The organism is Streptomyces sp. NPDC111802 (assembly GCF_055634335.1).
The window spans coordinates 185,655-197,836 of sequence record NZ_JBVKCZ010000016.1; the positions used below are offsets into that span (position 1 = coordinate 185,655).

The window sequence follows — 12,182 nt, forward strand, 5'->3', positions numbered from 1 at the left end:
GCTACGACGCCCAACCACGACGGCGCCGGGTCACTCCCCCGCGGGAGCGTGTTCCGCGGCCGTCCGCACATCGATCTCCCGCCAGAACCCGGCCCGGATCGCATACCGGTCGTGCTCGTCGATCTGGTCGTCCTTGTGCGCGAGCAACCCGAACCGGGCCGCGTACCGCAGCAGCTCACCGTCGATCCGATGCGGAATCCGCGGGTACATCCCGGACAGCTTGTGCAGATGGCTCTGGTCTCCCAGCCGTCCCATCCACCGCCGTGCGAACACCTGTCCCACCTCGTACGGATCCCCGCCGACCGTGGTGATGTCCTCCTCCCGGTCGGCCCACCGCTGCTCCGCCGTGGTCAGCTGGGCGAGCGTCGGCATGGACGCGGCGTCGGGCGCCTCGGCGGCGACCCCGGGCCGGTCGACCCATCCCTTGTCGGAGGACCACCGCAGCGTCGCGCTCGCCGGGGGCTGGGCAGCCTGCACGCCGGGCGCGCGCAGCGCCGCGAGGTCCTTCGGGGTGGGCACGCCCTTGGACGCCGGTACCCGTTCCTGCGTGCCGTTCCCCGAGGCGGCGCCCGCCGGGGCGTGCTCGCCCTCGTCGGCGGGCCGCTCGTCCCTCGCGCCGAGCGCGGAGTCGGGCAGCGGCGCGGACAGGATCGCGGCGATCTCGGGCCGCGGCACGGGCGGTGGCGCGCACACCCCGGTGAGCTCCTTGGCGCGTACGGCCTTGGTGATCCACGTACGGTCGAGCACGCGCCGCTCGTCGGCCTCGGCGACCAGGTCCTCGGACTGGTTGTAGTCACCGTCGGCGGCCTGCACGGCCCACAGGTGTACGGCGACCCCGTGCTCCTTGGCGGCCATCATGCCCGGCAGCAGATCGCCGTCGCCGGTCACCAGCACGATGTCGGAGCAGGCGCGGTTGCGAGCCAGCTCGGTCAGCTCGGCGTGCATCGCGGCGTCCACGCCCTTCTGTGCCCAGCGGCCGTCGCTTCGGGTCAGGGCACCGAGCCGGACGGTGACCCGGGGCATCACGCGCAGCCTGCGATGCTCGGGCTGCGGGACGCGGTCGGGGGCGCCGTCGAACCAGTAGATGCGCAGCAGGGGCCGTTCCGTGTCGGACTCGGCGCGCTCGCGCAACCCCTGGATGAGGGCGGTGTGATCGACGGTGATCCGGGACCGGGAAGGTTCCCCGGCGAGCAGGCTGGCGGCGGCCCCCAGCAGATACCCGGCGTCCACCAGGACGATGCAGCGGTCCACACGACTCACCCTCTTCCCGGGAGGTTTGCTTCAGGCTTCCTTCGAGTCTGCCCGACCGTGCGGGGGTTAACGGGGCGAACTCGATCTTCGGCGTGGCGTTTCGGGGCATCGGCTCGACAACGCGCCACGCCTCACGCCCCGACAACCGCTGTTACACACGGTAATTATCCGAAATGCGTTCTTTATCAGCCTATGTGAATCTGGTCGCGGCCCTGGCCCCTAGATCCCCCACAGGAGGCAGATCACCATGGCCAAGAACAAGAAGCAGGACCGCAAGCAGCCGCAGTCCGAGCGTGGTCAGCAGCAGGCGCAGCACTCCTCGATGGAGGTGCAGACCGAGCAGCACATGCCGCAGGTGACCCCCGCCGACATGGCGCGCAAGGGCAAGCAGAAGCGCTTCGGCCACAACTGACATCTGCATAAAGGGCTGTTGCAGCCCAGGCACACGATGAGGGGCGCACCCGACGCGCGGGGTGCGCCCCTCTCGCGCGAGGCACGAGGTCGGCTCAGCCGGCCAGGCAGGACGGTCCGAGCAGCACCTTCAGGTCACCGAACAACGCCGGGTCGGGCTTCACCCGGTGCCGGTCCAGCCGTAGCACCGTCGTCTTGGTCGGGCCCTGGAGCTTGATACGGACCTCGCTCTCGCCCTTGTGATGGGTGAGGATCTCGCCGAGGCGGCTGACCATCGGCGGGGTGACCCGGGTGGCCGGGATGGTGAGGATCACGGGCGCGTTGGTGCCCGCGTTGGACAGGTCGGGGACCTGGAGCTCCATCGCGACCAGTCGCGGCACGTCCTCGCGCTTGTCGAGGCGGCCCTTGACGAACACGACGGCGTCCTCGACGAGTTGGGTCGACACGAGCTGGTACGTCGCCGGGAAGAACATGCACTCGATGGAACCGGCGAGGTCCTCGACGGTGGCGATGGCCCAGGCGTTGCCCTGCTTGGTCATCTTGCGCTGGAGGCCCGAGATGATGCCGCCGATGGTGACCACCGCGCCGTCCGCGTGCTCACCGCCGGTGAGCTGGGCGATGCCCGCGTCGGCCTTGTCGGAGAGCACATGCTCCAGGCCGAAGAGCGGGTGGTCGGAGACGTACAGACCGAGCATCTCCCGCTCCTGGGCGAGCAGATAGGTCTTGTCCCACTCCTCGTCGGTGAAGACGACGTCGAGTCCGAAGCCGGGCTCGTCGCTCTCCTCCTCCCCCATGCCGCCGAAGAGGTCGAACTGCCCCTCGGCCTCCTTGCGCTTGACCGCGACCACGTTGTCGATCATCGGCTCGAAGTGCGCGGTGAGGCCCTTGCGGGTGTGTCCGAGGCTGTCGAACGCGCCCGCCTTGATCAGCGATTCCGTGGTGCGCTTGTTGCACGCGGTCGCGTCGACCTTGTCGAGGTAGTCGGGGAAGGAGGCGTACTTGCCCTTGGCCTTACGGCTCTTGATGATCGACTCGACCACGTTGGTGCCGACGTTGCGTACGGCTTCGAGGCCGAAGAGGATCACGTCGTCGCCCTGGGCGGCGAAGTTGTGCACCGACTCGTTGACGTTCGGCGGGAGCACCTTGATGCCCATGCGGCGGCACTCGTTGAGGTAGACGGCCGACTTGTCCTTGTCGTCCTTGACGGAGGTCAGCAGCGCGGCCATGTACTCGGCGGGGTGGTTCGCCTTGAGGTAGGCGGTCCAGTACGAGACCAGGCCGTACGCGGCCGAGTGCGCCTTGTTGAACGCGTAGCCGGCGAAGGGGACCAGCACGTCCCACAGGGCCTGGATGGCTTCGTCGCTGTAGCCCTTCTTGCGGGCGCCGTCCTGGAAGAGGACGAAGTTCTTCGCCAGTTCCTCGGGCTTCTTCTTGCCCATCACGCGGCGGAGGATGTCGGCCTCGCCGAGCGAGTAGCCGGCGATGATCTGGGCGGCCTTCTGCACCTGCTCCTGGTAGACGATCAGGCCGTAGGTGACGGCCAGGACCTCTTCGAGGGGCTCCTCCAGCTCCTTGTGGATCGGCGTGATCTCCTGGAGCTTGTTCTTGCGCAGCGCGTAGTTGGTGTGCGAGTCCATGCCCATCGGGCCCGGACGGTACAGGGCGGAGACGGCGGAGATGTCTTCGAAGTTGTCGGGCTTCATCAGGCGCAGCAGCGAGCGCATGGGGCCGCCGTCGAACTGGAAGACGCCGAGGGTGTCGCCGCGCTGGAGCAGTTCGAAGGTCGTCGGGTCGTCGAGCGGGAGGCTCAGCAGATCGATGTCGATGCCCTTGTTGGACTTCACCATCTTGACGGCGTCGTCCATGATCGTCAGGTTGCGCAGGCCGAGGAAGTCCATCTTCAGCAGGCCGAGCGACTCACAGCTCGGATAGTCCCACTGCGTGATGGTCACGCCGTCGGTGTGCCGCACCCAGACGGGCACGTGCTCGGTGATGGTCTCGCTGGACATGATCACGCCGGCCGCATGCACACCCATCTGCCGCACCAGGCCCTCGACGCCCTTCGCGGTGTCGATGACCTTCTTGACGTCCGGCTCGTTCTCGTACATCGAGCGGATCTCGCCCGCCTCGCTGTAGCGGGGGTGCGAGGGGTCGGTGATGCCGTTGAGGTCGATGCCCTTGCCGAGGACGTCGGCGGGCATGGCCTTGGTGAGGCGGTCGCCCATGGCGTACGGGTAGCCCAGGACGCGCGCGGAGTCCTTGATGGCGTTCTTCGCCTTGATCTTGCCGTAGGTGCCGATCATGGCGACCTTGTCGGCGCCGTACTTCTCCGTCACGTACCTGATCACCTCGACGCGCCTGCGCTCGTCGAAGTCGATGTCGACGTCGGGCATGGAGACGCGCTCGGGGTTGAGGAACCGCTCGAAGATCAGGCCGTGCGGGATCGGGTCGAGGTCGGTGATGCCCATGGCGTACGCGACGATCGAGCCGGCGGCGGAGCCACGGCCCGGGCCGACCGCGATGCCCTGGTTCTTGGCCCACATGATGAAGTCGGCGACCACGAGGAAGTAGCCGGGGAAGCCCATCGAGATGATGACGTCCATCTCGTACTCGGCCTGCTTCTGGCGGTCCTCGGGGATGCCGCCGGGGAAGCGGCGCTCCATGCCGCGGCGGACCTCCTCCTTGAACCAGGTGACCTCGGTGTAGCCCTCGGGGATGTCGAACTTGGGCATCAGGTCGCGCTTCTCGAACATGCCGGTGGTGTCCACCATCTCGGCGACGAGGAGCGTGTTGGCGCAGCCCTGCTGCCAGGCGTCCGAGGAGTCGATGGCGTACATCTCGTCCGTGGACTTCAGGTAGTAGCCGGTGCCGTCGAACCTGAAGCGGTCGGGGTCGGAGAGGTTCTTGCCGGTCTGGATGCACAGCAGGGCGTCGTGGGCGGTCGCCTCGTGCGCGTACGTGTAGTGCGAGTCGTTGGTGACCAGCGGGGGGATGCCGAGCTTCCTGCCGATCTCCAGGAGGCCGTCGCGGACCCGGTGCTCGATGTCGATGCCGTGGTCCATCAGCTCCAGGAAGTACTTGTCCTTGCCGAAGATGTCCTGGTAGTCGGCGGCCGCCTTGAGGGCCTCTTCCTCCTGACCGAGCCGCAGCCGGGTCTGGACCTCGCCGGAGGGACAGCCGGTGGAGGCGACGATCCCCTCGGACCACTGGGCGATGGTCTCCTTGTCCATCCGGGGCCACTTCTGCAGCCAGCCCTCGGCGTACGCGTCCGACGACAACCGGAAGATGTTGTGCAGCCCCGTCTTGTTCACGGCCCACATCGTCTTGTGGGTGTAACCGCCGGAACCGGAGACGTCGTCGCGCTTCTGGTGCGGCTGGCCCCACTGGATCTTGCGCTTGTTGCGCCGGGACTCGGGGGCGACATACGCCTCGATCCCGATGATCGGGGTGACTCCGGCCTTCTTCGCTGAGTGGAAGAAGTCGTACGCCCCGTGGAGGTTGCCGTGGTCGGACATGGCGATGTGCGTCATGCCCATCTCGTTGCACGCGTTGAACATGTCCTTCAGCCGCGCGGCGCCGTCCAGCAGGGAGTACTGGGTGTGGACGTGCAAGTGCGTGAACGGCGGCTTTGACACGGTTTCGGCCTCCAAGGCAAACGTACGTCGACAAGATCCGGGCGAGATCCCGACGGGCTGCGGACAGTCTGGGGGACAGCGTCGAAGTCTATGCCTCGGCACTGACACTCGGGCCGCTTCCCCGCGTACCTTCATCCGAAGAACGCGGGCACTCCCACGGACCCTCGCACGTTGCCCTGAGGGGAGGATCCGCCCCCACACGTCATGCACCACCTGCACCAGGAGGCACCCAGCGATGTCGGTCCCCCAGCTCAACGACGAGCAGCGCGGCGACGAGATCCTCGCCGTCTTCGACACCGCCTTCGGCGAGCTCCTGGCCGCCGATCCGGCCGCGTTCCGCGTGAAGTTCCGGAAGATGGCGGCCTCGGCCTTCGCCTTCTACCGCGGCACGGCGTGCCTCTTCTACCACGACCTCGACGCCGAGAAGCGCGGCGGCCCGTACCTGGACGAGCGCACCTCGCGCGTGTGGATCCACGGCGACCTGCACGCGGAGAACTTCGGCACGTACCTGGACGCCAACGGCCGCCTGGTCTTCAACGTTAACGACTTCGACGAGGCATACGTCGGCCCCTTCACCTGGGACCTCAAGCGCTTCGCGGCCTCGATCGCCCTCATCGGGTACGCCAAGGCGTTCAGCGACGACCAGATCACCGAGCTGGTGCGCATCTACGCGGGCGCGTACCGCGAGCGGGTGCACGCGCTGGCGACCGGCGCCAAGAGCGACGAGGTGCCGCCCTTCACGCTGGACAGCGCCCAGGGCCCGCTCCTGGACGCGCTGCGGGACGCCCGCGCGCTGACCCGCTTCGGGCTGCTGGACTCGATGACGGAGATCCGTGACTTCGAGCGCCGCTTCGCCCCGGGCGGCGGCTCCATCGAGCTGGACGCCGCCACCCGCTACAAGGTCCTCGCGGCCTTCGACGGCTACCTGGAGACGCTGCCGGACGCGTCCCTGGCCCGCCCGGACTCCTACCGGGTGAAGGACGTCGTCGGCCGCCGCGGCATCGGCATCGGCTCGGCCGGGCTGCCGTCGTACAACATCCTGCTGGAGGGGCACACCGACGCCCTTGAGAACGACGTCGTGATCTACATCAAGCAGGCCCAGACCCCGGCCGTCTCCCGGCACATCACCGACCAGGCGATCCGCGACTACTTCCAGCACGAGGGCCACCGCACGGTGATCTCGCAGCGCGCCCTCCAGGCCCACGCCGACCCGTGGCTGGGCTGGACCGAGCTGGACGGCGCGGGCCAGCTGGTCGCCGAGGTCTCGCCGTACGCGGTGGACCTGGACTGGGGTGACATCGACGACCCGGAGGAGATCGCGGCGGTCGTCGCCGACCTCGGCCGGGCCACGGCCACGATGCACGCGGCGGCGGACGACACCTCCGGCGAGTCCCTGGTGCCGTTCTCCACCGAGCGCGCCATCGACGCGGCCATCGCGGCCGACGAGGACGGCTTCGCGGAGCTCCTGGTCGGCTTCGCGCACGAGTACGGCGCACGCGCGCGTGCCGACCACCACATCTTCGTGGACCTTTTCCGCAACGGCCGGATCCCGGGTCTGTGACGAAAGGGCCGCTCACAGGCACCCTTTAGGGGTCTCTTACAGGAGCACGTGGCACACTCTCACCGCTATGGACATATCCGGGACCCAGCTGCGAGCCGTACGCGCGGCGCTGTTCACGTCACTCGTCGTGACGCTGAGCGCCGCGTCGCACGTGCTGCTGTCCCGGGCACCCCTGCCGCTGAACACGGTGGCCCTGCTCACGGCCGCCGTGTTCGTCCTCGCGTACGCCCTGGCCGGCCGGGAGCGGACCTTCGGGCGGATCGCCGCCCTGCTGATCCCGCTGGAGCTGGCCGCCGACACGATCCTCACCACGGGCCAGCACGTCTGTTACGGCAGCGCGGGCGGGCCGGTCGCCGGCCCCCTGGCCTCCGTCGGCTGGGACGTGCTGTGCGGTGACGGCACCCAGGTCGGCGCCCCGCTCGCCCAGGTCACCGGCACCGACCCCGACCAGCTCGGCGGTCTCCTCGCCCACGTCGACCCGGTCACCGCCTGGCTCCTGCTCGGCGCCCACATCGGCGTCGGCCTCCTCGCCGCCGCCTGGCTGCGCCGCGGCGAGCGGGCCCTGGCGCAGCTGCTGAGCGCGGTCGCGGCCACCACCTTCCGGCCGCTGCTGCTGGCGGTCGCGGCGGTGACGGTGCGCACGGCCGTGCCGGCCCGTCGCCTCCCGCGCCCCGCCCGCCGTACGGCCTCCGCCCGCAACCGCCTCCTCGTGCACTCCCCGGGACGCCGTGGACCGCCGTGCTCGCCCGCCTTCACCAGCGCGTGAACAGCGTCTGAGCACCACAGCCCACCCATACGTATTCCGCACACGACGTGTGCGCGTCCCCATGGAGATCACCAACATGAGCAAGCGGAACAGCCAGGCCTCGAAGTCGGCTGCCCGGGAGCGGCTGCGCGCCGAGCGCGAGCGCGAGGCGAAGCGGGCGAAGACGAGGCGGCAGATCATCGTCGCCGCCTCGGTCGTCGGCGTCCTGGCGGCGGCAGGCGGCATCGGCTACGCCGTCGTCCAGGCCAACAAGCCCACCCACTGGGAGTCGGCGAAGGACGACAAGGTCGTCGCGCCGGCCAACACCACGGGCACCAACGGCACGACCATCGTCATCGGCAAGAGCAGCGCCAAGAAGACCCTCAAGATCTACGAGGACCCGCGCTGCCCGGTCTGCGCCCAGTTCGAACAGACCGTCGGCTCGACCGTGAAAAAGGACATCGACGACGGCAAGTACAAGTTCCAGTTCGTGGGCGCCACGTTCATCGACAACAAGGACAACGGCGAGGGCTCCAAGAACGCGATGAGCGCCCTGGGCGCCGCGCTGAACGTCAGCGACGCGGCGTTCCTGGAGTACAAGACCGCGCTGTACTCGGCGAAGTGGCACCCGGACGAGGCGGAAGACAAGTTCAAGGACGACAGCTACCTCATCGACGTCGCCGACACCGTCCCCGCGCTGAAGGACAACAAGAAGTTCCAGGATGCGGTCAAAAAGGGCACCTACGACGCCTGGGCGATGGCCATGTCGAAGGCCTTCGACGACAACAAGGACGGCGTGACCGGCACCCCGGGCTTCGTCATGGACGGCAAGCAGCTCAACGGGGGCACGCCGCTCATGACGGTGGCCGACTTCAACAAGGCGGTGGGTGAGGCCCTCAAGGGCTGAGTTGCAAGAGGCGGCCGACAGCAGCAAGTTCAGCGCTCCGCCCGCTTTGATCTTGCACTGACGCTTTTGTTAGATTCCCCCTCGTAATCGACCATGCATTCGAGGGGGAACTCGATGTCTCGCATCAAGTCCGCGCTCTGCGCGCTCGCCGCCGCCGGCGCTGCAACCATCCTGGCCGCCAGTCCTGCCAGCGCAGGCACCGACGTCTTCGTCAACACAGACGACCCCTGGAACGCCGGCACGGCAGAGTTCCGCAGCTACGGGGACAAAGTGATCGTTTGCGACAACAGGTCCGACGGCATGCGCGCAACGGCGACCTTCGTCTATACGGGGGCGCACTCCAGCGAGAAAGTGAACATCTCGGACACCAACGGCGCCGGGAACAGCTGTGCCGCCAAGTCCTTCGACATCCCCGAGGGAAACCGCGTCCTGCTTGCGGTCTGCGTCCAGAACGGCGCGGGCGGCACTCTCAAGAACTGCTCAGAGGACAAGGAAGGCAAGGCCTGAGTCATCGAGGCCCTCAGCCGCTGACAGCACAGTGACGAGTGGGCGAACTTTCGCTGGTTCGCCCGCTCTTGTTCATACCAGTCAGTAACCTGATCGGCTGTGACCAGTCGATACAGATCATCCGAGCAGCACAACTCCCTTAATCCGCGCCGCCGTACGGTCGTCAAGGCCGCGGCGGCGACGGCTGTCCTGGCCGGTCCGCTCGCCGCCGCGCTGCCCGCCGGCGCCGCCGAAGCGGCCCCCGCCTTCCTGCACGGCGTCGCCTCCGGTGACCCGCTGCCCGACGGCGTCCTGCTGTGGACGCGCGTGACGCCGACCGCCGACGCGACGCCCGGCTCCGGGCTCGGTCCGGACACCGAGGTCAGCTGGGTCGTCGCCCGGGACAAGGCGCTGATGAACATCGTCGCCAAGGGCTCGACCACCGCGACCGCCGCCTCCGACCACACCGTCAAGGCGGACATACGGGGCCTGGAGCCGGCCACCGACTACTGGTTCCGCTTCTCGGCCGGCGGCACGGACTCCCCGGTGGCGCGCACCCGCACCGCGCCGGCGGCGAACGCCTCCGTCTCCGGCCTGCGCTTCGGCGTGGTCTCCTGCGCCAACTGGGAGGCCGGCTACTTCGGTTCGTACCGCCACCTCGCCGCCCGCGGCGACCTGGACGCCTGGCTGCACCTCGGCGACTACATCTACGAGTACGGCACCGGCCAGTACGGCACGCGCGGCACCGTCGTACGGCAGACGGAGCCCGCCAACGAGATCCTCACGCTCGCCGACTACCGCGGCCGGCACGGCAAGTACAAGACCGACGCGGATCTCCAGGCCCTGCACGCGAAGGCGCCGGTCATCGCGATCTGGGACGACCACGAGATGGCCAACGACGCCTGGTCGGGCGGCGCCGAGAACCACACCGAGGGCGCCGAGGGCGCGTGGGCCGCGCGTCAGGCCGCCGCCAAGCAGGCGTACTTCGAGTGGATGCCGGTGCGTCCGGCCATCGCCGGCACCACCTACCGGCGGCTGCGCTTCGGCAAGCTCGCCGACCTCTCGCTGCTGGACCTGCGTTCCTTCCGCTCGCAGCAGGTCAAGGCAGGCAACGGCGAGGTCGACGACCCGGACCGCACCCTCACCGGCCGCGCCCAACTGGACTGGCTGAAGGCGGGCCTGAAGTCCTCTGACACCACCTGGCGACTGGTCGGCAACTCGGTGATGATCTCGCCGTTCGCGATCGGCTCCCTCTCCGCGGACCTGCTCAAGCCGCTGGCCAAGCTGCTGGGCCTGCCGCAGGAGGGCCTCGCCCTCAACACCGACCAGTGGGACGGCTATACGGACGACCGCCGCGAGCTGCTCGCGCATCTGCGCTCGAACGCGATCCGCAACACCGTGTTCCTCACCGGCGACATCCACATGGCGTGGGCCAACGACGTGCCGGTGGACGCCGGCACCTACCCGCTGTCGGCCTCCGCCGCCACGGAGTTCGTCGTCACGTCGGTCACCTCCGACAACCTCGACGACATCGTGAAGGTCCCCGAGGGCACCGTCTCCGCGATCGCCTCACCGGTCATCCGGGCCGCCAACCGGCACGTCCACTGGGTCGACACCGACCGTCACGGCTACGGCATCCTGGACATCACGGCCGACCGCGCGCAGATGGACTACTACGTCCTGGCCGACAAGACCAAGCAGGACTCCGGCGCCTCCTGGGCGCGTTCGTACCGCACCCGCAGCGGCACGCAGAAGGTCGAGCGCACCTACGACCCTGTGTAAGCCCTGTGCCACGAGGTCGATTTTCGGCCACTCCTGGCCCGATTGCGGGCTGTTAACCGGAGATCACATCGCTACGGCGGGTGGTGCGAGTCGCATCCCGAATGCGGACACACCACCCGCCCGGGCAACGGAACCCGTTACGCCGCGATCTCGCACTCCGGACAGTTGATCATTCACTTACCCCAAATGCTCCCATCTGCCGGGTATTTGATTGGGCCTGATCGATTCTCTTCGGACATGGGCATGTCCACGTAATGTCCGGGCGGCGGCCAGGAAGACCCCTGTGCCCCCTCCCCAACGCATCAGCCAGGAGTCAGCATGCGTGTGCTTGCCCGAATATCCCCCTCTACGCGCAGACGTGTTCTTGCCACGACAGCCGTGGCCGGAACCTTGATGCTCACTCCGCTGTCGGCACCCACCACAGTCGCGGCGGCCCAGGCTCCGGCCGCCGACTGCGCCGAGGAGAGCAGCCCCGCAGCCCGCGAGGCGCACCCCGGACACGGTGGCGAGGCCGTCGCCGAGCCCAACGAGGTCAGCGCGGCCAAGGCCCAGGCGATGGACGCCGATCTGCGGAAGAAGCTCGACAAGCTGCCCGCCACCGGCAACCGCAGCCTCGCGGCGGCCGCCTCGACCACCATCCCGGTCTACTTCCACGTCATCCACGACGGCGCGACCGGGCAGCTCGACTCCGCCGACATCAACGCCCAGATGAACGTCCTGAACGCGGCCTACGCCGGCCAGGGCACCGGAAACGTCGACTCCGGCTACCAGTTCACCCTGGCCGGCACCGACTACACCGACAACGCGGCCTGGTACGGCGTCGGTTACGGCTCCGCCGAGGAGAAGGCGATGAAGACCGCCCTGCGCAGGGGCGGCGCGAACGCGCTCAACGTCTACACCGCCAACCTCGGCGACGGCCTCCTCGGCTGGGCCACCTTCCCCAGCTCCTACAAGTCCAGCCCCTCGATGGACGGCGTCGTCCTCCTCGACGAGTCCCTGCCCGGCGGCTCGGCCACGAACTACGACGAGGGCGACACCGCGACCCACGAGGTCGGCCACTGGATGGGCCTGTACCACACCTTCCAGGGCGGCTGTAGCGGCAACGGCGACTACGTCGACGACACCCCGGCCGAGAAGAGCGCCGCGTACGAGTGCCCGGAGGGAAGGGACACCTGCACCCGCAAGGCGGGCGCGGACCCGATCCACAACTTCATGGACTACACGTACGACGTCTGCATGTACCAGTTCACCGCGGGCCAGGTGACCCGCATGCAGCAGAACTGGGCGGCGTACCGAGCGGCGGGCTGAGCCTAGTACTGCAACGGTGCTTGCCGTGACTGCTGGCCAGTTCGCTCGTTGGTGTGGTCATGGGTGGGGACCATGCTGGTGTCAGGTTGTGGGCGG

General features: G+C 68.5%; 9 protein-coding genes. 7 read left to right on the plus strand and 2 right to left on the minus strand.

Annotated features, from left to right (window positions below):
• Positions 1-30 precede the first annotated feature (30 nt).
• Complete coding sequence (locus ACZ7NC_RS19980; RefSeq protein ID WP_471489961.1) at positions 31-1,251, minus strand: NYN domain-containing protein; 1,221 nt, start codon at positions 1,249-1,251, stop codon at positions 31-33.
• A 247-nt stretch (positions 1,252-1,498) separates the two neighbouring features.
• On the opposite strand from ACZ7NC_RS19980, the gene ACZ7NC_RS19985 reads away from it, so the two are divergent.
• Positions 1,499-1,663: a hypothetical protein gene (locus ACZ7NC_RS19985; protein ID WP_471489962.1), complete on the plus strand. Its 165-nt coding sequence runs from the start codon at positions 1,499-1,501 to the stop codon at positions 1,661-1,663.
• Positions 1,664-1,757: 94 nt separating this feature from the next.
• Here the strand turns inward: ACZ7NC_RS19985 and dnaE are convergent, their stop codons facing one another.
• Positions 1,758-5,297 carry a DNA polymerase III subunit alpha gene (gene dnaE / locus ACZ7NC_RS19990; protein ID WP_471489964.1) on the minus strand — a complete coding sequence of 1,180 codons (3,540 nt, stop codon included), beginning with the start codon at positions 5,295-5,297 and terminating at the stop codon, positions 1,758-1,760.
• Positions 5,298-5,532: 235 nt separating this feature from the next.
• On the opposite strand from dnaE, the gene ACZ7NC_RS19995 reads away from it, so the two are divergent.
• The 6 genes from ACZ7NC_RS19995 to ACZ7NC_RS20020 all read left to right on the plus strand — a co-directional run bounded on the left by ACZ7NC_RS19995 (position 5,533) and on the right by ACZ7NC_RS20020 (position 12,086).
• Entirely contained in the window at positions 5,533-6,858 is a 1,326-nt protein-coding gene (locus ACZ7NC_RS19995; protein WP_471489965.1) for a DUF2252 domain-containing protein, read from the plus strand.
• Between the two features lie 67 nt (positions 6,859-6,925).
• Positions 6,926-7,624 (plus strand): hypothetical protein, encoded by a 699-nt coding sequence (locus ACZ7NC_RS20000; RefSeq protein WP_471489967.1) that lies wholly within the window; start codon positions 6,926-6,928, stop codon positions 7,622-7,624.
• A 76-nt stretch (positions 7,625-7,700) separates the two neighbouring features.
• Positions 7,701-8,510, plus strand: a complete 810-nt coding sequence (locus tag ACZ7NC_RS20005) for a thioredoxin domain-containing protein (RefSeq protein WP_471489968.1) — start codon at positions 7,701-7,703, stop codon at positions 8,508-8,510.
• Positions 8,511-8,624: 114 nt separating this feature from the next.
• A complete protein-coding gene (locus tag ACZ7NC_RS20010; RefSeq protein WP_471489969.1) occupies positions 8,625-9,017 on the plus strand; it encodes a hypothetical protein in 393 nt (130 codons plus the stop codon).
• A 99-nt stretch (positions 9,018-9,116) separates the two neighbouring features.
• Entirely contained in the window at positions 9,117-10,778 is a 1,662-nt protein-coding gene (locus tag ACZ7NC_RS20015; protein WP_471489970.1) for an alkaline phosphatase D family protein, read from the plus strand.
• 318 nt (positions 10,779-11,096) lie between these two features.
• Positions 11,097-12,086, plus strand: coding sequence for a zinc metalloprotease (locus tag ACZ7NC_RS20020; protein ID WP_471489971.1), 990 nt, complete (start codon positions 11,097-11,099; stop codon positions 12,084-12,086).
• Positions 12,087-12,182: the final 96 nt, after the last annotated feature.

What these genes read in the sequence shown, in the direction of transcription:
- ACZ7NC_RS19985 (WP_471489962.1), top strand. Translation starts at nt 1,499, where the DNA reads ATGGCCAAGAACAAGAAGCAGGACCGCAAGCAGCCGCAGTCCGAGCGT.
- ACZ7NC_RS19995 (WP_471489965.1), top strand. Translation starts at nt 5,533, where the DNA reads ATGTCGGTCCCCCAGCTCAACGACGAGCAGCGCGGCGACGAGATCCTC.
- ACZ7NC_RS20000 (WP_471489967.1), top strand. Translation starts at nt 6,926, where the DNA reads ATGGACATATCCGGGACCCAGCTGCGAGCCGTACGCGCGGCGCTGTTC.
- ACZ7NC_RS20005 (WP_471489968.1), top strand. Translation starts at nt 7,701, where the DNA reads ATGAGCAAGCGGAACAGCCAGGCCTCGAAGTCGGCTGCCCGGGAGCGG.
- ACZ7NC_RS20010 (WP_471489969.1), top strand. Translation starts at nt 8,625, where the DNA reads ATGTCTCGCATCAAGTCCGCGCTCTGCGCGCTCGCCGCCGCCGGCGCT.
- ACZ7NC_RS20020 (WP_471489971.1), top strand. Translation starts at nt 11,097, where the DNA reads ATGCGTGTGCTTGCCCGAATATCCCCCTCTACGCGCAGACGTGTTCTT.